General features: G+C 44.7%; 25 protein-coding genes and 1 other RNA gene. 11 read left to right on the top strand and 15 right to left on the bottom strand.

The annotated features are described in order from the left end of the window. Positions 1–204 precede the first annotated feature (204 nt). Entirely contained in the window at positions 205–4992 is a 4788-nt protein-coding gene (locus GV030_RS01250) for a PAS domain S-box protein (protein ID WP_159579008.1), read from the top strand. A 46-nt stretch (positions 4993–5038) separates the two neighbouring features. Here the strand turns inward: GV030_RS01250 and aroF are convergent, their stop codons facing one another. The 8 genes from aroF to GV030_RS01210 are packed head-to-tail and all read right to left on the bottom strand — an operon-like array spanning position 5039 to position 12455. Then, positions 5039–6040 (bottom strand): 3-deoxy-7-phosphoheptulonate synthase, encoded by a 1002-nt coding sequence (aroF, locus tag GV030_RS01245; protein WP_159579006.1) that lies wholly within the window; start codon positions 6038–6040, stop codon positions 5039–5041. After that, entirely contained in the window at positions 6037–6816 is a 780-nt protein-coding gene (trpA, locus tag GV030_RS01240) for a tryptophan synthase subunit alpha (RefSeq protein ID WP_159583553.1), read from the bottom strand. The genes aroF and trpA overlap by 4 nt, the downstream gene beginning before the upstream one ends. A 54-nt stretch (positions 6817–6870) precedes the next feature. Next, the gene (gene trpB, locus GV030_RS01235; RefSeq protein ID WP_159579004.1) at positions 6871–8067 is read right to left on the bottom strand and encodes a tryptophan synthase subunit beta; all 1197 of its coding nucleotides are present in this window, start codon (positions 8065–8067) and stop codon (positions 6871–6873) included. After that, positions 8064–8666: a phosphoribosylanthranilate isomerase gene (locus GV030_RS01230; protein ID WP_159579002.1), complete on the bottom strand. Its 603-nt coding sequence runs from the start codon at positions 8664–8666 to the stop codon at positions 8064–8066. The genes trpB and GV030_RS01230 overlap by 4 nt, the downstream gene beginning before the upstream one ends. A gap of 3 nt (positions 8667–8669) precedes the next feature. Beyond that, a complete protein-coding gene (gene trpC / locus GV030_RS01225; RefSeq protein WP_159579000.1) occupies positions 8670–9467 on the bottom strand; it encodes an indole-3-glycerol phosphate synthase TrpC in 798 nt (265 codons plus the stop codon). Further along, the gene (gene trpD / locus GV030_RS01220; protein WP_159578998.1) at positions 9464–10459 is read right to left on the bottom strand and encodes an anthranilate phosphoribosyltransferase; all 996 of its coding nucleotides are present in this window, start codon (positions 10457–10459) and stop codon (positions 9464–9466) included. Before trpD ends, trpC begins: the two co-directional genes overlap by 4 nt. Further along, entirely contained in the window at positions 10456–11037 is a 582-nt protein-coding gene (locus GV030_RS01215; protein WP_159578996.1) for an aminodeoxychorismate/anthranilate synthase component II, read from the bottom strand. The genes trpD and GV030_RS01215 overlap by 4 nt, the downstream gene beginning before the upstream one ends. Continuing rightward, a complete protein-coding gene (locus GV030_RS01210) occupies positions 11037–12455 on the bottom strand; it encodes an anthranilate synthase component I family protein (RefSeq protein WP_159578994.1) in 1419 nt (472 codons plus the stop codon). The genes GV030_RS01215 and GV030_RS01210 overlap by 1 nt, the downstream gene beginning before the upstream one ends. A gap of 280 nt (positions 12456–12735) precedes the next feature. Between GV030_RS01210 and GV030_RS01205 the strand changes: the two genes are divergently transcribed. Both GV030_RS01205 and GV030_RS01200 read left to right on the top strand, forming a co-directional pair. After that, on the top strand, positions 12736–14616 hold the full coding sequence (locus GV030_RS01205; protein ID WP_159578992.1) for a lamin tail domain-containing protein: 1881 nt from the start codon (positions 12736–12738) through the stop codon (positions 14614–14616). A gap of 29 nt (positions 14617–14645) precedes the next feature. Continuing rightward, on the top strand, positions 14646–15053 hold the full coding sequence (locus tag GV030_RS01200; protein WP_159578990.1) for a TerB family tellurite resistance protein: 408 nt from the start codon (positions 14646–14648) through the stop codon (positions 15051–15053). A gap of 85 nt (positions 15054–15138) precedes the next feature. Here GV030_RS01200 and GV030_RS01195 read toward each other — a convergent pair whose 3' ends face one another. The 4 genes from GV030_RS01195 to GV030_RS01180 form a co-directional block, all read right to left on the bottom strand. Continuing rightward, on the bottom strand, positions 15139–15390 hold the full coding sequence (locus GV030_RS01195) for a hypothetical protein (protein WP_159578988.1): 252 nt from the start codon (positions 15388–15390) through the stop codon (positions 15139–15141). 107 nt (positions 15391–15497) lie between these two features. After that, positions 15498–16538 carry an alkane 1-monooxygenase gene (locus GV030_RS01190; RefSeq protein ID WP_159578986.1) on the bottom strand — a complete coding sequence of 347 codons (1041 nt, stop codon included), beginning with the start codon at positions 16536–16538 and terminating at the stop codon, positions 15498–15500. A gap of 32 nt (positions 16539–16570) precedes the next feature. Beyond that, positions 16571–17266, bottom strand: a complete 696-nt coding sequence (locus GV030_RS01185; protein ID WP_159578984.1) for an outer membrane beta-barrel protein — start codon at positions 17264–17266, stop codon at positions 16571–16573. A 92-nt stretch (positions 17267–17358) separates the two neighbouring features. Further along, complete coding sequence (locus GV030_RS01180; RefSeq protein ID WP_159578982.1) at positions 17359–17478, bottom strand: 30S ribosomal protein THX; 120 nt, start codon at positions 17476–17478, stop codon at positions 17359–17361. Positions 17479–17690: 212 nt separating this feature from the next. Between GV030_RS01180 and GV030_RS01175 the strand changes: the two genes are divergently transcribed. The 5 genes from GV030_RS01175 (at position 17691) to GV030_RS01155 (ending at position 19677) form a co-directional block, all read left to right on the top strand. Beyond that, the gene (locus GV030_RS01175; protein ID WP_159578980.1) at positions 17691–17861 is read left to right on the top strand and encodes a hypothetical protein; all 171 of its coding nucleotides are present in this window, start codon (positions 17691–17693) and stop codon (positions 17859–17861) included. Positions 17862–17898: 37 nt separating this feature from the next. Continuing rightward, positions 17899–17996, top strand: an RNA gene (gene ffs, locus GV030_RS01170) — signal recognition particle sRNA small type. Positions 17997–18059: 63 nt separating this feature from the next. Further along, a complete protein-coding gene (gene fsa, locus GV030_RS01165; protein ID WP_159578978.1) occupies positions 18060–18716 on the top strand; it encodes a fructose-6-phosphate aldolase in 657 nt (218 codons plus the stop codon). Positions 18717–18758: 42 nt separating this feature from the next. Continuing rightward, on the top strand, positions 18759–18962 hold the full coding sequence (locus GV030_RS01160) for a fructose-6-phosphate aldolase (RefSeq protein ID WP_159583551.1): 204 nt from the start codon (positions 18759–18761) through the stop codon (positions 18960–18962). Positions 18963–18966: 4 nt separating this feature from the next. Further along, positions 18967–19677 (top strand): cell division ATP-binding protein FtsE, encoded by a 711-nt coding sequence (locus tag GV030_RS01155; RefSeq protein WP_159578976.1) that lies wholly within the window; start codon positions 18967–18969, stop codon positions 19675–19677. Positions 19678–19681: 4 nt separating this feature from the next. Here the strand turns inward: GV030_RS01155 and GV030_RS01150 are convergent, their stop codons facing one another. From GV030_RS01150 to GV030_RS01140, 3 genes are read right to left on the bottom strand one after another with little or no spacing between them, the layout of a single operon-like run. Continuing rightward, entirely contained in the window at positions 19682–20704 is a 1023-nt protein-coding gene (locus GV030_RS01150) for a hypothetical protein (RefSeq protein WP_159578974.1), read from the bottom strand. A gap of 4 nt (positions 20705–20708) precedes the next feature. Further along, the gene (locus GV030_RS01145) at positions 20709–21233 is read right to left on the bottom strand and encodes a hypothetical protein (protein WP_159578972.1); all 525 of its coding nucleotides are present in this window, start codon (positions 21231–21233) and stop codon (positions 20709–20711) included. Further along, positions 21226–21789 carry an RNA polymerase sigma factor gene (locus GV030_RS01140; RefSeq protein ID WP_159578970.1) on the bottom strand — a complete coding sequence of 188 codons (564 nt, stop codon included), beginning with the start codon at positions 21787–21789 and terminating at the stop codon, positions 21226–21228. The genes GV030_RS01145 and GV030_RS01140 overlap by 8 nt, the downstream gene beginning before the upstream one ends. A gap of 110 nt (positions 21790–21899) precedes the next feature. Between GV030_RS01140 and GV030_RS01135 the strand changes: the two genes are divergently transcribed. From GV030_RS01135 to GV030_RS01125, 3 genes are read left to right on the top strand one after another with little or no spacing between them, the layout of a single operon-like run. Beyond that, positions 21900–22511, top strand: a complete 612-nt coding sequence (locus tag GV030_RS01135; RefSeq protein ID WP_159578968.1) for a hypothetical protein — start codon at positions 21900–21902, stop codon at positions 22509–22511. Next, positions 22508–23617, top strand: a complete 1110-nt coding sequence (locus GV030_RS01130) for a serine hydrolase (protein WP_159578966.1) — start codon at positions 22508–22510, stop codon at positions 23615–23617. The genes GV030_RS01135 and GV030_RS01130 overlap by 4 nt, the downstream gene beginning before the upstream one ends. Further along, positions 23618–24181, top strand: a complete 564-nt coding sequence (locus GV030_RS01125; RefSeq protein ID WP_159578964.1) for an RNA polymerase sigma-70 factor — start codon at positions 23618–23620, stop codon at positions 24179–24181. Positions 24182–24190: the final 9 nt, after the last annotated feature.

The following is a 24190-nucleotide window of genomic DNA, read 5'->3' as shown; positions in this document are numbered from 1 at the left end:
CATGCCATCAATTCGTTATATGAAAATATATCATATCAAATGACGGTCGAAAGATGGGTTTGGATAAAGTACTGTCTTACGACTAATGGCAATGATCTCCCTTTGAATAACCCATTTCTGACGATCAAATCCCCTCACTCAACGAGTTTTCAATAGTAAGACCTTTTTTAATGGTTGATTTGTTTGAGATTAATTCAAGCGCCTATGCATGATATTGTCAAATCCAAAGGAAACCACCCATTGATAAAAAATGGGATTCTATCCGTATTCCTGATTGACTCCAATGGAAGTATCCTTGAAGCCAATGAAAGGGCACATCAGTTAACTGGTTTTAAGTCATTATGTGACACTCCAATTCAAACCATACTCCGAACTTCATCGCTGGATATCTCCAGGGAAAGTGAAGGAATAACTTTTGTATCTACCGCACAAGGAGAAATGGTTCCTTGCGAGTATTCTTTCACACATGAAGGCGAGCCCTATACAGAAACTTTTGTGGGATGCCTGATCACTATAAAAATGCCTGATCTGATAGGTCAACTATCTGAAGATTCCTTATTTCATAAAACCTTTCACTCCAACGTGATAGGAATGGCTATTTTGGACGATCAGCATAAAATCATTGACATCAATGAATCCCTTTGTCAGATCGTAGGCTACGAAAAGCTGGAGCTCATTGGGAAAACCGCTCTCGAGATTGGACTTGTGACAGAAGAAAATGCGGAAAACCGAGAAGAGATTCTCAGGCATCTGGCCAAAGGCAACAGCATTCGTGATTTGGAGAGAAGAGTACTAAGCAAAACGGGATCTTATATTACCTTTTTACTTTCCATAGAAATCTTTGACCTCAATGGCACACCTCATCACCTGGTCACCGCCAATGACATCACCAAGACCAAAACTGCTGAGAAAGAGCTCAAGGGCGCTTATGAACAGCTGGCTGGCCACCTCAGCAATAGCCCACTGGGTATAGTAGAATATGATCAATCGCTAACAGTAACCCAATGGTCCTCCAGGTGTGAGGAGATCTTTGAATGGTCAAGTGAGGAAATTCTCAGCAACGACATCACTGCTTTCAATCTCATCTATGAAGAGGACCTGGAAAAAACCAGCAAAGTAGCAGTTGATTTGATGTCTGGAAAAGTAAGTGGAAACGTCTCCATCAACCGAAATTACACCAAATCCGGCAAGATCATAGACTGTGTTTGGTATAACTCTACTGTAAAAAACGAACGAGGAGAAGTAACCTCCGTGATGTCATTGGTCCAAGACATCACGGAGAACAAGAGGGTGCAAAATGACTTGCTAGAAAGCAAGAAGGAACTTGACCTCTTCTTCAACAACTCCCTATCCGGATTTTTCTTTATGATGCTGGAGGAGCCAATAGAATGGAATGATCAAACTGACAAGGGTACCGTCATGGAATATGTCTTTGACCACCAGCGGATCACCAACATCAATCAGGCCATGCTGGATCAGTATGGTGCCCAAAAGGAGGATTTCATCGGCCTTACTCCACGAGATTTTTTCGAGCACGACCTGGAAAACAGCAAAAAGATTTGGATTGACTTTTTTGACAAGGGTAAACTGAGAGTGGATACCGATGAGCGGAGAATGGATGGCTCTAAATTCTGGGTAGAGGGTGATTATACTGTACTTTACGACGAGGCAGGAAGAATCATAGGACATTTCGGTGTGCAGCATGACGTGACCGCCAGGCGAGATGCCCGGAAAAATATAGAAAAGAGTGAACAAAAGTTTAGATCTCTATTTGAACACGCATCTGATGGTATTTTCATTACTGATACCAAGGCAAGGATTATCGACGTGAACCAAAGTGGCTTAAGGATGACGGGATATACTGCCGAGGAGGTAAAGAAACTCGGTATCCTGGATTTGATAGAGGCAGATGACTTACCCGAGATGATGCAAGACCTGCTCTCAGGTACCCATCGGATGGTGGAGCGCGTAGCGATGAGAAAGAATGGAGAGAAGTTTAATGTGGAGATTAGCTCCAAACTCACCGAAGATGGAAACATCCAGGCGATCGTGAGAGACATCACTGAAAGAAAAGAAGCTGAAAAAGCGCTGAGGGAAGGGGAGCAAATCCTCCGGGAAGTTGGTCGCATTGCAAAGATCGGCGCCTGGGAGTTTGAAATTAATTCAGCGGCCAAGGGGATATGGAGCCCAGAGTTTCTTGAAATACATAACCTAAAAGAGAATATACCTTCAGATCAAGAGTCCTGGATCAACCTCTACTCATCAGACTCACAAAAGAAGATTCAAAATGCCATTTATGATGCCATCAAAACCAAGAAGCCCTATGATCTGGAAGTTCAGCTTCTGGACTCTGACAAATGGCTAAGGGTGATCGGACAGCCGGTGGTTGAGGGTGGAAAAGTGGTCAAACTCAAAGGAGCTACACAGGACATCACTGCTCAAAAGCTCTCCGAGAAAAAAATTATCGACGAAAAAGAGCTCTCTGACAACATTATAAATAGTCTCCCCGGTGTGTTTTACTTGTATGATCAAGAAGGAAAATTTCTCAGATGGAACCGCAATTTCGAATCCGTAACGGGCTACACCGGTAATGAAATCATCAAGATGCATCCTATCCAGTTTTTCCCAGAGGATCAGCAAGAGTTACTTGCAGAAAAAATTGGGAATGTATTCGTATCCGGTGAGGATAATGTGGAAGCAGACTTTTTGCTGAAAAATGGTCAACGAGTGCCCTACTACTTTACAGGAATTGCCATACAGTATAACGATGAAACATGCCTGATGGGTGTTGGGATTGACATTAGTGAGAAAGTGAATGCCGAGAAATCTCTCCAGAAGTCTCACAAACAACTCACTACTGCTCAGGAAATAGCCAAGTTGGGATACTGGGAATGGAACTGGGACACCAACGAGACCTACTGGTCAGATGAAATGTACAAAATCTGCGGATCGAATAAATCGGATGGCCCAATACCTGAGGAAACCTTCAAAATGATGATCCACCCTGATGACCGACAAAAAGTATCGGCAGACCGACAAGCCATGGCCAAAGACGGAATGGGGCGAGAAACTGAATTCCGATTCATTACAAGTAATGGAGACGTGTGCTACATACAAGCCGTAAGTAGTATTAGTTTTGATAAAAACGGAAAATTGATTCGTGTAGAAGGAACGCTACAGGATATTACAGAATCCAAAAAAAGAGATTTGAAGTTGCAGCAATCCTATGAGCGCTTCGACCTCATAGCCAAAGCCACCAACGATGCACTGTTTGAATGGTGTCCGTCCAGCAACAAAGCCTGGTGGAGCGATAGTCACTATCTCCTTTTCGGTTTCGATCGTGCCAATGGCCTCCCCTCTTTTGACGAATGGCTGGAGAAAATCCACCCTGAAGATCAAGGGAAAATCCTGGAAAAATTAGAACAAATTCAAAACAGAAAAGCCACAGGCTGGACAGATGAAATTCGCTATGAAATTGCTTCAAACAAGTACGGAACGCTTCTGATCAGATGTTTCGCCTTTATGGCTGCACCCGACGAGCAACTCAAAATTCTGGGCTCATTCCTGGATCTCACAGAGAGCAAAAAAGCCGAAGAAGCTATTCGGAAATCTAACGAACGCTATGAACTGATAGCCAAAGCCACAAATGATGCTGTCTGGGATTGGGACATTGTAAACAACACATTAATTGGGAATGATCAGCTCTATTCTTTCTATGGAAAGAACAGAACCACGGACTTCCTAAGTGATGAATCATTCTTCTCCAGAGTGCATCCAGATGATATAGACAAACTGAAAAAATCGATGAGTGATGCGTTGCGCCATGGAAAGACTTCTATTATTGAAGAGTACCGCTTCAAAGACCCCGATGGTTCATACCGCTCTATCCTGGACAGATCATATGTCATGTTCGATGACAATGGAATCCCAGTGAGGATGCTGGGAGCCATGCAGGATGTCACGGACCAGAAAAAGGCTGAAAAAGAGCTCCAAGAACTTTCCAATCGACTCATTTTAGCCACTACCTCTGCTCACATGGGCATTTTCGATTGGGACATCCCAGATAACAAAATGGTCTGGAACGAATACATGTTTGGCATGTATGAGGTTGGCTTTGATGATTTTGATCACAAATATGAAGACTGGACTAAGTGCATACATCCACGGGATGTGGCCAGCTTTGAAACCAAGGTGAAAGAAGCCATGAAAACGGGCCACTTCAATGAGAAATTCAGAGTGGTATGGACCAACAATGACATTCGTCACATCGAAGCTCACGCGATAGTAACTAAGAATGAAGATGGGGAACCCCTATCAATGATTGGGGTGTGTAGAGACATTACTGAAAGAGTCACTGCTGAACAGAAGATCGCCAAGGCCATTATCAATACCCAAGAGGAAGAACGTTATGAACTCGGACGGGAACTTCATGACAACATCATTCAGCTATTGGTGGCATCCGTCATGAACCTTAACCATCTTCAGTCGATTCCTGGATATGATCACCAGAGTATAGCCAAAGCCCACTCCTATACGGACAGTGCGATCAATGACATCCGAAAGCTCTCTCACCGTCTGGCTCCCTCCAACATGGAAGAGACTCCACTGGAAGATGCCATGCATAAGCTCCTACAAAGCATTAATACGAATGATCAGTATGAGATTAATTTTGACACTCAAATCTGCCCTGAGGTGGAGTTAAGTGCTGTAATCAAGCTGAATATTTACAGAATTCTACAAGAGCAACTGAATAATATTCTTAAGCATTCACAGGCCACAAAACTTGACTTCTGGTTTCAAGTCAACGAGTTTAAACTACAAATGATCCTGCAGGACGATGGAAAGGGATTCAATCCTAAACATGACGGTGAAGGGATCGGCCTTAATAATATAAGAAGAAGGGTAGAGATGTTTAATGGAAACATGGAAATCCATACAGCGCCGGAAGAAGGATGTCAGATCATCATAGAAATTCCAATGACAGACGACTAGTGATGAAGTAATCAGGGGATGTTTTGATTAGACACCCCCTGATGTTTCAATCCAGCTCTTTCAAAGCTCGCATCTTTCTGATCAACTTGGCAGACTCTTCAAAGTCGAGGGTTTGCTGACCATCAGAAAAAGCCTTTTCGGGTTTCTCATGGATCTCAAAAATCACCCCATCGGCACCAGCCACCGTAGCAGCAAGGGCCACCGGCTCCACATAATCTCTGATGCCAACCCCGTGAGATGGATCTGCAATCACCGGCAAATGGGTTTTCTCCTTCAGGATAGGAATGGCGTTGATATCAAAGGTGTTTCGTGAGGCTTTCTCATAGGTCCTGATGCCTCTTTCGCACAAGAGGAGTCGCTCATTACCTCCCGCAAAAACATATTCCGCACTGTACAGCAGTTCATCAATAGTGCCCGAGATTCCTCTCTTGATCATCACAGGTTTATCCACTTTGCCAAGCTCATCCAGCAGGTTAAAGTTTTGAGTATTTCTGGCACCCACCTGATAGATATCTACATAATCGTACATCTCAGCTATCTGCGACACCTGCATCACCTCAGTCACGATTTTGATACCATTCTCTCGGGCAGCTTTGTACCAAAGTTTCAAGCCATCGATGCCCATACCCCGAAAAGAGTATGGTGAGCTCCTTGGCTTATATACCCCTCCACGCATGATTTTGATGTCATTTTCTTTCAGGTGTTGGATGGTCTTTTCGATATTTTCCTCACCCTCAATACTGCAGGGTCCGGCCATCATGGCAAAGTGCCCATCCCCTATCAGCACGCCATCGCCCAGGTCTATGGCCGTTCGGTTCACCTTCCATTTGCGCGAGACCAGTTTGTAGTCATCAGATACTATATGAATGTCCTTGATGCCAGGCAGGTGTCCAATGTTCCGCACATCAAACTTTTCCTTACCAATACCAATGATATACTCCCCCATTTGGGTTTTCACATCATTTGTTTTGTATTTCAACGAAGCTATCTGGGCTTTCAGCCCTTCCTTCTGTTCGGCAGTAATATTTGGTTCTAGCTGTATGATCATGACTGGGGATTTTTGAGTTGATGAATGTAGTTGCTAATAGATGCAGCAGATTTATCCTCTGCCAACAATTTAATAAATGCACTGCCTACGATGGCCCCATCGGCATATGCACAGGCCTTACTGAAAGAAGCATAATCGGAAATCCCAAAACCAATGAGTTTCCTGTTCTTCAAATTTAGGGCTTTGATTCGCTCAAAATAGGCGATCTGCTCTTCGCTAATACCGGATTTGGCTCCTGTGGTACTGGAAGATGAAACCATGTAAATAAACCCTTTGCTTAGCTCATCTATTTTGGTGATCCTGTCGCCCAAAGTTTGAGGGGTAATCAGAAAAACGTTGTAAAGGCCATATTGATCCAGCACCTCTTTGTAGGTCTCTTCATACTCATACATAGGCAGATCCGGCAGGATCAAACCATCCACACCCACTTCCTGGCATTTTTTGCAAAACGCCTCAAAACCAAACTGAAGAATTGGGTTGATATAGCCCATGAGTAACACCGGCACCTGTACAGTTTTCCGAAGGTCTTTAAGCTGCTCAAAGAGTAAAGCGAGTGTCATTCCATTCTCCAATGCCACGTGCGAACTCTCCTGTATGGTCGGGCCGTCCGCTATGGGATCAGAAAAGGGCAAACCTATTTCTATGAGATCCGCCCCACCATCATTGAGGTGCCTGGCAATCTCAAGTGTATCATTAAGTTCGGGATACCCGGCAGTGAAATACACATTCAGCAGGTGATCCTTTTTATCTATAAATGCCTGATCTATTCGATTCATCATTGAACTAGTGTTTGTAAATGGTTAGTGATTGCACAAGAAGCCTGAACTGACTCAATACTTTCCCCATTTGATATAAGTCTCTAAATCCTTGTCGCCTCTACCCGAGAGGTTCACCACCACTATATCTTGTGGATCCAAGGTCATTTTATGTAGTGCACCCAGTGCATGAGCACTCTCTACGGCTGGGATAATCCCTTCCATTCGGCTCAGGAGTACGCCTGCAGTCATGGCTTCCTCATCGGTAATACCATAGAACGTAGCTCTCCCTGAATCAAATAAGTGGGCGTGGAATGGCCCAATCCCCGGATAATCCAGACCAGCGGAAATGCTGTAAGGTTCTATCACCTGACCATCATCTGTCTGCATGAGGATGGTCTTGCTACCATGTAATACGCCTTCTCTGCCCAGTGCTGTAGTGGCCGCCGATTTACCAGTGTGGTCACCCAGTCCGGAAGCCTCAGCCGCTACCAGTTTCACCTCTGGAGTATCCAGGTAGTGATAAAATGCTCCGGCGGCATTGCTCCCACCCCCTACGCATGCCACCACATAGTCGGGATGGTCACGGCCTTCTTTTTCGGATAGTTGCCATTTGATTTCTTCACTGATCACACTCTGGAAGCGAGCCACCAGGTCAGGGTATGGGTGTGGCCCCACCACAGAACCAATGATGTAGTGAGTATCCTGTGGATTGTTGATCCAATGACGCATCGCCTCATTGGTCGCATCCTTCAGGGTCTTACTACCACTTTTAGCAGGTCTCACTTCGGCACCCAGGATCTTCATGCGCTCCACATTGGGCCGCTGACGAGCCATATCGACCTCCCCCATGTACACGATGCAACCAATGCCCATCAATGCACACACAGTGGCCGTAGCCACGCCATGTTGGCCAGCTCCTGTCTCGGCGATGATTCGCTTTTTGCCCAGGGCTTTAGCCAGCAGGATCTGCCCCACGGTATTGTTCACCTTGTGCGCACCTGTATGGCAAAGGTCTTCCCGTTTCAGATAAATCTTTGCCTTCAGCAGTTCGGACAATCGTGAGGCATAATAAAGCGGAGTAGGCCTCCCTACAAAATCCCTTAGCAACTGTTGAAATTCCTTCTGAAAAGAAGGGGAATTCATGATTTCCAGATAGTTGATGCGGAGCTCCTCTACGTTTGGATACAGCATTTCAGGAATATATGCTCCTCCAAACTTGCCAAAATACCCGCGCTCATCTACTAAATATTTAGATTTCACTTCGCTCATAACTTGTCTTTTAACGCTTTAATCTTTTTGATATCCTTTACCGCAGGTGCCAACTCAAACCTGCTGTTCACATCTATAGCATACAATTGTCTCATGCCCAGTTGCCTGATCGCATCCAGGTCATCCAGCTCAATCCCACCACTCAGGAAGAAAGGCTTCTCCAGATCATAATCCTTCAAAATACCCCAGTCAAACTTTTGACCGCTACCACCATAAGCAGGAGTCTTAGTATCGAAAAGAAAATAATCCACATAGGGTGAATAGGCCTGCATCGACGCAATCGGCAACTCATCCGCTACACTAAAAACCTTGATCAATTTGAACCCGTGCTCCTTAAGACGCTTCACCTGATCCACGGGCTCTTCACCATGCAACTGCAGCAAGTCAAGCCCGTAAGTTTGAGCCTTTTCTTTTATCTCTTCATCAGAAGCATTCACAAACACCCCAACTTTTTCAACTCCTGAAAGGTCGGCCTTTGGCATTTCCAGGACGCACCTGGGGCTTTTCTCATAAAAGATCATGCCCATATAATCCGGCTCCAGCTCCAGCAAATCCCGGATATTGTCCGCCTCGCGCATGCCACAGACTTTCAGCTTCATCGGCTAGTGTTTGAGTTCTTTAATGCGTTTCACAAAATCACTACACGCTTTCTCAGGGCTGCCTTTTTGCATAAAATACTCCCCGATCAGAAATCCTTCATATCCGTGACTCATGAGGTCCACTACAACAGTCGGGTCATTGATTCCGCTCTCTGACACCTTCACAAAGTCATTGGGGATCTTGGCTGCAAGGGCACGTGAGGTATCCACATCAGTCACAAAAGTTCCCAGATTCCGGTTGTTGACACCCAGGAGATCTACGTGTTCATTGATGGAATCATTGAGCTCTTTTTCGTTGTGTACTTCCAATAGTACCTCCAGTCCCAGTGATTTGGCAAATGCCCCCAATGACTTTACTTCCTCCGGTTTCAGACATGCAGCGATAAGCAGGATCACATCGGCACCTATTGACTTAGCCTCAATGATCTGGTACTCATCGATGATGAAGTCCTTTCTCAGAATAGGACAAAAATTGAAACTCCTGGCGATGGTGAGGTCTTCATTTTTACCTCCGAAATACTTAGTATCCGTGAGAATAGATAACCCCGAGGCACCAGCCTGCATATAGCCAATGGATGTTCGCTCCACTTTAGCTCCGTCATTGATGACCCCTTTAGACGGTGATTTACGCTTAAACTCTGCGATAATTCCTACCTTATCCGGTCTCCGAATGTATTTTCTCAAAGAAACAGGCTGAGCGCCGAAGTAAGTGCTCTGCTCAAGGAGCTTCACCGGATAAAGGCTTTTCTTCTGTGCTACTTCTTCCTTTTTATCTGCTACGATCTGATCGAGTATATTCATGAGTTGTTCACTGCTAAAAACTTCCTGAAGGACTGTAAAGCCTTCCCTGATTTAATTGATTCACGAGCGGCCTCTATGCCTTCGCTTATACTTATTTGTTTTCCTACGGAGATCGCCAGGCCGGCATTGGCCAGTATAGCCTCTACCTGTGGCTCTGTACCCTCATTATTGAGGATGCTCTTGAAAATAGCCACTGCTTCCTCCACGGTCTCTCCACCATAAAGGTCTTCTGCGCTTAATTTTTTGAGGCCGATATCTTCTGGCTGAAAAACCTCTTCATGGTCATTCATTATCGCCTTGAATCCACCGGTGAGAGACACCTCATCATAACCATCTAAAGCATGAAGGATCACAAAGTGTTTGTCTGTCTTCTGATAGAGATAGCCATAGAGTCGGGCCAGTTCCAGGCTGAATACACCCACCAGTTGGTTTTTAGGCATGGCAGGGTTCACCATGGGGCCAAGCATATTAAAGAATGTTTTGATCCCTAACTCCCGGCGAACTGGGCCCACATTTTTCATGGCCGGATGAAACAGCGGCGCATGCAAAAAGCAAATACCTGCCTCATCCAGACTCTTTTTGATGGTGCCAATGTCGTTGGTGAATTTGGCCCCCATGCTTTCCAACACATTGGATGACCCACTCACGGAAGACACGCCATAGTTGCCGTGCTTCACCACATTCTGCCCCGCACCGGCCACTACAAAAGACGAGATGGTAGAGATATTGAAGGTGTTTTTGCCATCTCCCCCTGTTCCACACAGATCGATTCCATTGTACTCATCCACGGGTACTTTCACACAGAGCTCCAGCATGGCATCCCTGAAGCCCTCCAGCTCCTCCACGGTGATGCTGCGCATCAGGTAGACAGTCATAAAGGCTGCCATCTGGCTATTGTTATACTTTCCTGTGGTCAGGTTAGAGAGGATTTGAAATGCTTCCTCCCGTGAAAGCGATTGATATTTAAACAGTTTGTCCAGTACTTGCTTCATAGTTCTACAGATAACCAGTTTTGCATCATTTTCTTTCCGTGCTCGGTCATGATAGATTCAGGGTGAAACTGAACACCCCGCACGTTGAATTCCTTATGTTTGATTGCCATGACATTGCCAGACTCATCCACAGCAGTCACCTCCAGTGTATCCGGTATAGAATCAGGCTTTATGGCCCAGCTGTGATACCGGCACACTTTAAATACATTCGGTAAGTCGCTAAAAAGGACGTCCTTTTTGTCCGTGAGCTCCACATCTGTAGCCACGCCATGAAAAACGGTAGGCAAATTAAACAGCTCTGCACCAAAGGCCTCTCCTATTCCCTGATGACCGAGACAAACCCCGAGTATATTTTTGGAGGAACCATATTTGCTGATTACTTCAGGCATCACGCCTGCATCTTTGGGTAGACCAGGACCCGGCGAAAGCAAGATGTGATCAAAACCGGCTGCATAGTCTACAGCGATCTTATCATTTCTATGTACCTCCATCCGGTTCTCTGCTCCCAGCTCACGTAAAATGTGTACCAGGTTGTAGGTAAATGAGTCGTAATTATCGATTACTAATATCTTCTTCATCAGTTATTGATCGTTTCAGCCATTTTCATTGCCGACTCCAACGCCGCCAGTTTGTTATATACCTCCTGCACCTCACTTTGAGGATCAGACTTGGAAACAATACCCGCTCCTGCCTGGAAGTAGAGTTGGTTTCCTCTGCTCAAAAATGTTCGGATCATAATGGCGTGGTTGAAGTTTCCGTTGAAGTCCATAAAGCCAATTGCCCCGCCATAAAACCCACGAGCAATATTCTCATTTTCATCGATCAACTCCATCGCCCGGTATTTGGGCGCTCCTGACAGGGTCCCTGCCGGGAAAGTACTGGCCACAATATCGAGGGGATCAGCATCCTTTCGCAGTTTTCCGGTCACCTTAGATACCAAATGAATCACATGCGAATAGTATTGTACTTCTTTATAAGTCTCCACTTTCACCTCATCGGAGCTTTTACTCAGGTCGTTTCTGGCCAGATCCACCAGCATGATGTGTTCCGAATTCTCTTTTGGATCTTCGAGGAGCTTTTTGGCCAATTCAGCATCCGCTGCATCATCTCCGGTACGCTTGAATGTTCCTGCAATCGGATAAATAACGGCCTCCTCTTTGTTGACCACAATCTGGGCTTCTGGTGAGGAGCCAAATATCTTGTACCCACCGTAATCAAAGTAAAAGAGGTAGGGAGAAGGATTGATGGATCTTAAAGCTCTGTATACCTGGAATTCATCTCCTTTGAAACGTGTGCTAAACTGTCTGGAGAATACCACCTGAAAAACATCACCCAGATCACAATGTTTGATCCCCTTATTCACACGCTCCAAGAAGGTGTTGTCATCAAAATTTGAATTGGTTTCAGATGACTTTTCAAACGAATAAGACGGGATATTCTTTTGAGAAATCACATTGAGCAAATCCTCAAAACCTGAATCCTGAGGCTCATCCAGATGGCACTCCATTAGATAACACTCATTTTTGAAGTGATCAAGGGCAATAATATATCGAAATACACTGTAATGGATTTGTGGTATTTCTGAAGATGGAGTCTTGGGATTTGATAATGAAATGTCCTCAAAGTACTGCACCGCATCATAAGACATATAGCCAAATAGTCCGGTACGAATGAATTTATCATCCTGGTTGGGGATATCAAACCGTCCGAGAAAATCTCGCAAAAATGGAAGCACTTCACGCTTCTCAGAGGCCGACCCATGCTCCACGATCCCATCCGGAAAAGACATTTCCACCTGATCGTTCTCTACTTTGAATGAGGCAATGGGATCACAGCAGATATAGCTAAAACTATTTTCAGAACCATGATAATCCGAACTTTCCAATAAGAAGGACTTGGCGTACTTATCACGAATTTTTAAATACAATCCCACCGGCGTGACCATGTCTGCCAGGAGGTTTTTTTGTCTGATCTTGAGTTGGTACTTTTTTTCCATCTGATTTTTATTGTCCAAAAAAAAACCCGCTGTGAACAGCGGGTTTTACAAGATATATTCTTCTACATACCACTTCTGTTCATAAACCTAAAAGGAGTATGTGCCACCAGTAGTATGTGTTTGTTCTAATCATGCCGCTAATGTACAACAGGCATAAAATCAATTCCAAGTACTTCGTTTAAAAAAATTCCAACGAGTAAAACGTATCACTGAACGTTTTTACTCCATCAGGTCCTATCCACCTAGGTATCATTGTGTTGAGATCAAATTACCGCATAAAATGACTCTACTTAAAACCAAAACAATTCTACTGATGCTGCTGGCATTCTATTCCAGCAGTGCTCAATTAAGCATCAATTCACTTGATACAGACCACACCATCGACTTTGACAATACCCTCCTCGGGGTGAATCTGGGACCCCTGCAAGGACTTGGGTTAGTGAATCTTCCGGTCACTCTGGGTCAGCTTGATTCTCGGGCATGGGCCATATATGGTATGAGTGATGGTGATGTCCCTTTCGACGGAACAGGGCTCCTGGGAGACTTCACCGGAGGTATTTCGCAGGGTGGTGTTGCCTTAAGTGCGCTCTATGCCTTCAATACTGCCACCATTCTATCGCCTGACTATGCGCTCGGATTCCAAGCCAATGACACAGATATGACACCTGGCAGTTTGCGACTGAAGCTCCAAAACGACATTGTCGCTACGACCATCCGAACAGTCACTGTCTCTTATGATGTATATGTATATAATGATCAAAATGCTTCTAGTGCGATTGATCTGGCTTTCAGCTCGGACAATACCATCTACGAAACGGTGGACTCCAAAGAGGTCACAACTCCAACAACTGCGGATGGTAGCCCAGAATGGGTAAAGTACTCCGTCAGTAAGACGATCTATGGTCTGTCTTGGGATAGCGGAACTAATTTTTATCTTTCCTGGCAATTTGACGATGCGTCTGGCAGTGGTGCCCGAGATGAATTTTCCATCGACAATATCGTGGTAAACGTTGGCAATAGTCATCCTGATATTTTGATCACAGAGATCATGTATGACCCTAACAGCGCTGAACCTGACTATGAGTGGGTGGAAGTCTATAATAACTCAATTGTTCCAATAGATCTGGAAGGTTTTATATTGTACGATAACTCAGGAAGTGCTGGCGAGACCCCGATAACAGAAAGCTACACCCTGGCTCCAAATGAAGGTGTCATACTCATAGATCAGAACATTACAGATGCCGATTTTCAAGCGGCGTGGGCAACGGGGAATACCATACCGACACTCACCGTTAACCTACCAGACCTCTCCAATATAGGAATGTCACTGGGTTTGTGGGGCAATAGTGCCTATTATGATAATGGCAACCTTACCAATGCCCTGGATGAAGTGACCTATCAGAACGGAAGTGGCAGCTGGCCTGCCGTGGGATCATCAGACGGTAAAAGCATCTATCTCCAATCACTGGCATCTGACAACAACACCGGCTCCAGCTGGGCCCAAAGCAATGACGCCACTAGTACGCCTACAGGATATGCCCATACCATCCCGGCACAGGGCGGCGGCTCTGGCAGCGATGTGGGATCTCCATATGCCGGAGAAGGTGCACTACCCGTAACCTGGCTTTCCGTAGATGTGTCACTGGTCAATAATCAACGACCAAAAATCACCTGGTCAACAGCTCAGGAAATTAACAACGAGTGGTTTCATGTGGAAAAATCATACAATGGTGAAAACTGGAGCGTAATCGGGCAACTGAAAGGAAAGGGTAATTACAAGGGAGTATCCGTGTATACTTACGAAGATTTACCGCTCATCAGAAGTTGCTATTATCGCATTCGCCAAATAGACTATGATGGTAAATGGGAGCATTCTGAGGTTCGCTACATAGTGCCTAGTCACACTGGTGAAACAGAAATTTACCCCACACTACTGGAAAATGGAAACCGGACGCTGAACATTAAAAACCTGCTTCCTGGTGTTTCTGTAGACATTATCATGTACACCCCGGAAGGTAAATTAGCCTTTCAGACACACCTGATTCCCGAAAGCACGGGTGCCGATCTGATGATTCCGGAATACATTATCAATGGCACTCACATTATCAGTATCAGTTCACCTACAGGCATCCTGCATAAATCAAGAATAGTTTTGAGATAGGTTTTCATTTTTTGAATTATCTTCACACTATGTTATCCAATGAAGAACAACTGAGCATTCTGGTTCACCTTTCGATGGCTGATAAATTTCTAGCCGAAGAAGAGAGTAAACTGATTCATAAAATAGGAGAGCGTTGTGGACTTTCCAGGGAAGAGGTGGAGTTGATCATAGACAACCCCAGACCCATTCCTAACCTTAAGAATTTACCGCCCGATGAAAAATTCACTTACCTGTTTGATGTCATTCAACTCATGAAAGTAGATGGAAAAATCTATCAGAGTGAAATACAGTTTTGTGAACGTCTTGCTTTGGCCCTGGGCTACAAGCCCGGTGTGGTTGCGGATCTTTCGGCATATATTTATTCAGACCCCAGTATTAGCACCAAGAGAAGCTACCTGAGGTCAATAGCTGATCAACACCTGATCCCCAAAAAATAAAACTTCTGTTTAGAGCATAAAAAAAGGCTTTCTCTTCCTCTTCTCGAGACAGAGATAGCCTTTTTTAATATCACTTAAATTTCTCTTACTTGGATTTGATCGCCTTCTCCAGATCATCCAATAACTTCTTCGATACCTTCCGGGCGTTCGTTTTCTTAAACTTTTCAAGAGCTGTGTATGCCTCTGCCCCTTTAACATAAAGACCTTCGGCATTTTGGTCATGAGCGTAGCTCCCCAAACACCATTCGATTTCTGAAACCAGCTGCTCCTCAATACCAAGTTGAGAAAGCTTGTCCTTAGCTTCTACCAGTGCTTTTTCAATTTTTTCTGCTGCCATTTTGATTACTTTTAAACGGTTTTAATGATTTCATACAAAATTAGAAATATTATTGAACTAAATTCAAATAATATTCACTATTTTTAATGATTTAATAATATTATCAATCAATCATTGCGATACTCCCCTATTCGACTATCCATCACGTAAAACCACAATGGAGGCACTGTGGCCATCAACATCATACCCGGATACCCCGTTGGCATTTGGGGGCTTTCATCCATATGTCTCAGCACCTGGTATTTTCTGCTAGCTATGTAATGATGATCAGAGTGTCGTGAAAGCTCAAAAAGCATAATTCGACCTACCAGATGATCAGAATTCCATGAATGAGCCGGCATCACACGTTCATAGCCTCGCTCGGTTTTATTCCTGGACAGTCCGTAATGCTCAATGTAATTGACGGTCTCCAGCAATAGAAAGCCCATGATCGCTGCCAGAACATAATACAGCATTACTGCCCACCCATATACATAACCAACCACAAGTAAGAATGTTAATTGGATCACCTGAAATTGGAGCATTTCGTTATGTATCGAAAAGGTATGCTGACCTTTCTTTCTCAGCCTGCCAGCTTCCAACTTCCATGCGGAGAGGTAGGATAGCACCACCGATCGGATCCAAAAAGCGTATAAAGACTCTCCCAATCGCGCAGACGATGGGTCTTCAGCAGTAGACACATGCTTGTGATGACCTCTGTTGTGTTCGATGAAAAAATGCATGTACAGTGAGGTCAGCAGCAACAGTTTAGACATTTGTTGCTCATACTTTCGCTTCCTGTGTCCCAATTCATGGGCCACATTGATCCCCATCACCCCACAGAGCATCCCCATGGCGGTGATTCTTCCTATCCTGGTCAATAGCTCTACCGGTTGAGTCATGGACTCAAGAAACCACCACACGCAGACTAGTTGTATTGGCACCACCAGATAAACTAAAAGATCATAAATAGGATTTTCCAATCGCTTCTGTTCCTCTACCTCCGAGAAATTATCAGGGTCTGGCTTAAAAAAAAGCTCAAGGATCGGAATGATCATAAAAGCCTCCAGCAAGGGCAAAAAGGTCAGCCACCCCGTACTATGAAATGAGAAATAAGCCAGAACAGGCAAGGAAAGTACACTGAGGTACTTGAGGGCTCCGAGGTTCATGAGAATGATGGGTTTGGGTACAGAAAGTTACCCTAAAAATCCATCTTCCCGAAAGGAATCATGTAGGCAACGGTAAATCCTGCCAGATAATGATTACTGAGATCCGGAAGGCGGTTATCTAAATCCTCCGTTTTCATAAGACTGCTCACACTATAGGAGATAAACCCATCTAGGTGAATGGCCCCAAAAGGAAATTCATGCTGCACACCCAGAGATAATCGCACTCCATACCCAAAGGTTCGGTCGCGGTTTTCCTCATAGGTATAAAACTCCACACCAGTCCCCATGTTGTCAGGATTGGGATCAGGATCTTTCTCCACATTGACGAGCCACTCGGTAAACATCCCTAATGTAAAGAAAAACTTTGTGTTGCCTTTTCCCGCATAGGCCATGGCCTCCACCGGAAAATTGAGGTAAGACATCTTGATATGGTAAGTGGGTTCATCTGTAGCAAAAGTTTGCTTCCACCCCTTCTGCTCATAAGCCAGGCCAGATTGCAGTCCGGCATTGAGAAATGAGGTACTGGACCTATTCGTGAATAATTTAAGCATCAATCCACCCTGATAACCGGGAATGAACCCGGTATTCATAAAGGTGTTATAGATCGTATGTTCGATATACGCGGTACTCAGATGTCCTCCACCTTTCAGCCCCACAAACCCCTTCACCTGGGCATACGCTCCCTGTCCGGCAGTTACTATTAACAGAATGATCAGAATTTTTCTCATAAAATATACCACCTCGCAGGCCCCAACAATGTTTCTGGAATAATCCGTGGAAATGCCGGGGTTAATGCCCAATCACACTTAAACGGCCTGTGTTACTTTTTCTTGCCTTTTTTTGGTGCTTCAGCTTTCCCGGTTGTGTTCTTGGGTCTTCTGACACCATAGGTTCCTTTGGCTATTTTACCTCTGCGTGTTTTTCTATCTCCTTTTCCCATATTCTTATTGAGTTTGAAGTATAAAACTTCACAAAAATACACCCCTTACGCGTAGTAATACAAACATTATCCACGCATTTGAGAAGGTTACATCTGAAATCCTATTCGGAAAGTTTTAACATAACAATCTTCTAAACAAGAGATAACCTACCCAGTGATTTCTTTAAGCGTGCTTCAGGATAATTTAGCCAGTGAATCAAATGAGATTTAACATGAGAGAAAATGACATAGATGCTCAGGACTATATGGAGTACGATGACGTGCCGGATAGCTATTTCTCTGATTTGGAGGAGGATAATGAAAGCCTGGATAATGATGCTGAGCCAGATAGAGCAGGTGGCGACTATCATAGCGAAGAATATCGATCTATTTCTGAATTATAATTTCATCTTAAGGGCATTTCTTTGTTACCTTTGCAACCTGGCAAACGGATGCGACCAGCTCCTGCTGAATCCCCCAGGACCGGAAGGTAGCAAGGGTAGGCGGTTGTAGCGGTGCGACATTTCGTTTGCCTTTTTTGTTTCCCCACATTGTCCTAATTTTAAGTCATATTTTTTAATCATACAAACAGAAAAGAACACATGAAATTTTTCATAGACACAGCAAACCTTGATGAGATTCAGGAAGCCTATGACCTGGGCGTATTGGATGGTGTGACCACCAATCCATCTTTGATGGCCAAGGAAGGAATCACAGGTAAGGACAATATATTGAAACACTACAAAGACATCTGCAACATAGTAGATGACAATGTAAGCGCTGAGGTGATCTCTACTGAGTATGAAGCCATGCTCAAAGAAGGTAAAGAGCTGGCCAAAATTGATGATAAGATCGTGGTGAAAATCCCGATGATCAAAGACGGAGTAAAAGCGATCAAGGCCCTTACAGATGAAGGAATCCGAACCAATTGCACCTTGATTTTCAGTGCAGGTCAGGCCATATTAGCAGCCAAAGCCGGTGCCAGCTATATCTCTCCTTTCATCGGCAGGTTGGACGATATTGGGTTTGATGGCCTCACATTGATTGAGCAGATCGTTCAGATCTTTGACAATTACGAATTTGAAACTGAGGTGCTTGCTGCATCTGTAAGACATAACATGCACCTGATCCAATGTGCCGAAATCGGTGCGGATGTAGTGACTTGTCCCCTATCTGTCATCACCGGCTTGCTAAAGCATCCTTTGACTGACAGTGGCCTGGAAAAATTCCTCGCAGATTACAAAAAAGGCAACAAGTAAGCACATCTGATAGTTTGGATGATGAACGTTTGTGCTGCTACCATGTATATCATTAAAGTAAAGGGGAAGGCCAAGATTCCGGACTACATCCAACTACGAGATGACAAATTTGTACTTATTGCCTATTTCAGGGCTGACAGACCCCTTCAGAAACTGGAGAAATTTGGACTGGAGGGGAAAGAAGCGGAGCTCAAAGCGGTAATCGATGAGCTCCCTTTCGGAAAGCTTCAAAAATTGGAAATCTAACATTATGTCCTTCTCAGACGAACCCATTGTTTCCATCAGGAATGCCAACATCTTTCAGGATCATGCCACGGTACTGAGTGAGATCACGTTTGATATTGGCAAGGGTGAGTTTTTATATCTGGTAGGAAGAACAGGCAGTGGTAAATCTTCACTCCTGAAAACGCTGTACGGCGATCTTCCACTCAGATTGGGAGATATTAAAGTAGTGGGATATGACATCAGAGGAATCAAATCCTCTGATGTCCCCTATCTACGAAGGAAAATAGGCATTATTTTTCAGGACTTTGAGCTCTTTTATGACCGGAGCGTGGCAGAGAATCTGTACTTTGTCATGAAAGCTACAGGGTGGAAAGAAAAGTCGAAAATGAAGAGCCGGCTGGCCGAGGTGCTCATGCGCGTAGGACTGGGCTCTGTATCTTCCAAAATGCCCCATCAGCTGAGTGGTGGTGAACAGCAGCGTGTGGTAATCGCCCGTGCGCTGATCAATGAGCCCCAGATCCTATTTGCTGATGAGCCCACAGGAAATCTCGACCCAGAGGTCTCTGACGGCATCATGAAGCTCTTCCTCGAGATCAACAAAAGCGGCACCTCAGTGGTGATGGCCACGCACAACCATCACCTTCTTCAAAAATTTCCTGCGCGTGTGATTAAATGTGAGGGTGGCAAAATCAAAGACTCTACCAAAGAGAACTTCGAGCTCACAGGCCTGTTCTGAGGAATCACCTGAGCCGCAGGTCCCCATAGCTCGACTTCACAATGATCTTTTTATTAGGATCACCCCCACCTATTCTCGCTTTGTATTCACTTCTGTGATCTTCTTTTACCCTGTAATAGGTTTCCATGTTTGAAATACTGGAATTCATATTGGAAAAGCTAAACTCAGCCTCCAGGTCAGCTTTCAATCCTTCTTCCAGACGGATGTTGATCGTACTAAACTTTCCAAAAAAAGACACTTTTGTGAAATCCTTACTCAGACTCTTGATTTCGAACTCCGACACGTAGTTGGCTTCCATATACAGACTCTTGAGCAATCGTTCTATTTTGAATCCGGAGAACTGCACATCAGAGTCCACTACCCCTACAGTGCCCAGGGTCACAGCGCCATACTTACTCTCAATCTCCAATTCATCTACATCACCGATCTCCACATCCGAAAACTGTTGTTCCATCTCTATGCTAGTGGCGTTCCCCATATCCAGCTCAGAATATTTCACCTCGATGTGAGACTTGCCCGTGTTACCAAGAAATCCCTTCCCAAACGAGAGCTCAAGTTCCAGATACCCCTGAATGTCTTCCGCCTTCAGGTTTCCATAGCTCAGGTCCAGGTCGACATCACCAGTCCGGTTACCCAGATAGATATCTCCAAATTTGTTGGTCACAGCCACTTTATTGCCAGCCGGGAGGTTTACAGTGTAGTCTATCCTGAATGACTCATCTCCTTTTGCATTCATATTGCCATCCATGGCTGTGACAAATGAGATGAGACTTCCCTTGGTCACAATCTGAATACTGATCCTGTCCAGCATCTTCTGTGCACGTTCCTCACTTTTCCCATTGGCAGTGATCTCCACCACCACTTTGAGTTTCTTCTGGTCCCAGGTGTTTACATGCACATCTCCGAATTGATTGGTCGCTTCAAAAGCGGTCTTTTCGGTGACGTCATATGACTTCTCTATCACTTGCTTCTTCTCCTCCAGCACACCTGAATACCCGTAATAGGTGCACAGTAACAACAACGCCATTAGCTCAAATTTCAATTTGGGATACATTCTCATTTTCTTGGTCTTTTAGTTCTTTCAAAATTCTTAGTTGCTGATCCAGAATATCTATTCTCAGCTTCAGGTTGTTAATCATGGCATCTGACAGCATCACACTGGCATTCTGAGCGGTATAGGTTTCTTTTAGCTCAGCATACCGATCATCCAACCGCTGTATTTCCAGAAGGAAATTTCTACGCAGTTCGGAATCGGATAATTCAGCGAGCTGGGATTTTCGCTGGGCAATCATGGAGGTATAATAGTCCTCCACCAAGGCAAATTCCGCAAGCTCATCCCCAGGCTCAAGTATAGCACCTCCATCAGACTGATGCCGGTCTACAATCAGGTAAACTGTGGAAATAAGAAAGCAGATCGCTGCCACCTTCCACCATCCCACCCAGATACCAGGGCGCCGTTGTTTTCTGGAAATTTCGCTCCACACCTGGGGTGAGGGTTCCTCCTGATCAAAAGCGGCCCTATTTTCTGAAATGAATCTTTCTAACTGATCATCCATGGCTTACCTCCTTTTCTAATAGTGATCTCAATTTATCTTTCGCTCTTTTATATTGGGTTTTGGATGTAGACTCGGAAATCCCCAATATCTCACTAATCTCCTTGTGGTCGTACCCTTCGAATAAATAGAGCGACAACACACTTCTGAATCCTGTGGGCAGCTCCATCACTGCCATTCTTACCCGATCCACGTCGATGGTCGCGGGTGTATCGTTGTTCTGAACTTCATACTGGTGCTCATCCACTACCTCCTCCATCATCAGGGCCTCTCTGGCGTTTTTCTTCAGGGCCGAGAGGGCCTTGTTCACCACTATTCTCTTCAGCCAGGCTCCGAATGAAGCTTCGGCTCTGTAAGAAGCAATGTGTTTAAATGCACTCAAAAAGGACTCCTGCAGCACATCCTCCGCTTCCTCTCTGGCCCCACATATTCTAAATGCAGTATTAAACATCGCCTTTGAGTAGAGCCTGTACAGTTCATACTGCGCAGCCTCATCTCCATGACGGCATCTCTCTATGATCTCAAAATGTAGGTTGACGGTTGAAGCTTCCAATCCCATTAAACAATTTTCGTACAAAGGACTTGAGTAAATTAATAAGGTTGCATCGCTACAAAAAAATATTCAAAAAGGTAAGTTTACGGTACGCTAAGCCGCCAGCTTCATAGTATATGCGAATAGTCTTTATCATCCTCCTTACATGTACCATGGCCAGGCTATTTGCCCAGGAAAGAAGTCTGGACACCCTGAATACTGCGGACACTGCCGTATACCATGATCAGGCACTTTATCAATATGGCCTTTATTTGGAACCGCTGATAGAAGTTACCCCGGGGCCCGAAGGCCCGTACGCCTGTGATCAAATCGGATTTGGGCTCTCCTATCGCAGGGTTTCTGGAGGTGTATTCCTCAGTACTTTCAAAGGGCACTATGAAAAGACTCTGGTTTTTCCCAACAGCTTTAAACTTGAATATATGTTTGGCGGAGGCTATCTAGGCATGCAGGTTTTACGTATAAATCAGTTCGAACTTGATATAAGACTCAACTATGGACATGGAGACATGATCTGGGAACGTACAGACTCCCGGGCAGATTTTTCCAGAGATGAGTTTGATTTGATCAAACCCGAAATCCAGATAAGTGGGGTACCTTTCAGGTATCTCAAACTTTTTATAACTTCTGGCTATCGGAAAATCTACAATCTTTCTCTGACTGGCACAGACTCAGGGGAATTTTCGGGGTTCACCGCTGGTTTCGGTTTAAAGGCAGGATACTTCAAATGAATAAATTCTACGTCTTAGGTATTTTTCTTGCACTTTCTGGATGCTATCTGGGAGATGACCTACCTAAGGATCAAAACATCTGGAAGTATAGCCAGCCGGCTGAGGTAGGCCTTGATGCTGATGCCTTGTATGCCCTCAATGAAGCATTGATAGCAGGAGACCATAACCTGGTCACCGGGCTAATCATCCTCAAAAATGATCAACTGGTTTTTGAAAATTACTACAACTTCTCTGCCCGTAATCAACTCAAGCCAATAGGTAAGTCTGCGTTCTCAATCATCGTATTGCTTTTGGATCAAATCCTTAAAGACGGATATATTCAAAGTCTGGATGATCCGATCTACTCATACCTGCCAGAATATGAAACGATCTTCTCTAACAGTCCCAAGAAGCGCGAAATCACCATCAGACACCTCCTGACACATAAGTCAGGCATCAGCTGGAATGAGCCTCATGTCAACATCCAAAGAGGCGATAGTGATTTTCAAAAAATGCGTAGTACAAGTGACTGGCCCGCATACATTCTTGGTAAATCACTGGAGGCAGACCCTGGTCTGAGATTTGTTATCAACACGGGCATGGGACTGGTCATTGCTAGAATTATTCAAAATGTACTGCCCACCGGCCAACTGGAAGAGTACATTAATACCCATCTGTTAGAGCCACTTAATATCACCGGCTACCAGTGGGAAACCTCCCCTGACGGCACCCTCAACTGCGCCAACGGACTCAAAATGACCACTCTGGATTTTGCGAAGATCGGTTACCTGGTCCTACAGGAGGGGCGCTGGGTGAATAAGCAGCGGCTGATAGATCGTGATTGGATACTAGAGGTCACCACCACCAAAGTCCAAACCTCATTGGACTACAGTGTGGGATATGGCTGGTGGATATTTACAGAAGACTTCCTTAACAGATACCTGTCTCAGGTGCGAAATACCTACTTTCTCTCTGGCGAAGCAGGCCAAAACCTGTACATCATACCCGACCAGCAAATGGTGGTCTGCGTGATGGCCGAAAATTATTATTACGGGTCGATATTTAATCCATCCCTTATTGTTTTACTCAAGTCCCTGGAGGCTGCCCAACACTCCTCTATCAACTAAATGAGCACTGAACCAAACGATCATCAGCTGTTTCTGGAAATAAAGGGCGGTAACCTCAAATCATACGAGGTAATCTTCAGGAGGTATTATGCCCCATTGGCGAGATTTGCAACCAGCATGGTCAGAAACGCTGACATTGGTGAAGAAATGGCTCAGGAGGTCTTTATGTACATCTGGGAAAAGCGCCAACAAATAGAGCTCAGAGGGGAGTTAAAATCTTACCTGTTCTCATCGGTCAAGAACAAGTGTTTGAATTACATCAAACTGGAGCTCCCAAGACAACAATCGATGACAGATCTGTCGGGAATTTCCGCAGCGAGTGAGTCAGTAATGTTTGTGGACGACACCCGACTTCTGAAAAAGAAAATCCAGTATGCGATAGATCAACTTCCTGAGAAATGCAGAAACATATTTGTGCTGAGTCGGTATGGCGGACTCACCTATCCTGAAATAGCCGAAGACCTGGAGATTTCAGTAAAGACCGTGGAAAATCAAATGAGCATAGCACTAAAAAAATTAAAGGAAACACTGAGTGACGAATTGAAAAATCACCGAATAAAATAAATATATTTC

Origin of the sequence: Marinoscillum sp. 108 (assembly GCF_902506655.1) — a bacterium.
Taxonomy (GTDB): Bacteria; Bacteroidota; Bacteroidia; order Cytophagales; family Cyclobacteriaceae; genus Marinoscillum; species Marinoscillum luteum.
Note: the sequence above shows the minus strand (reverse complement) of the source record. Positions and strands in the feature narration are given on the sequence as shown.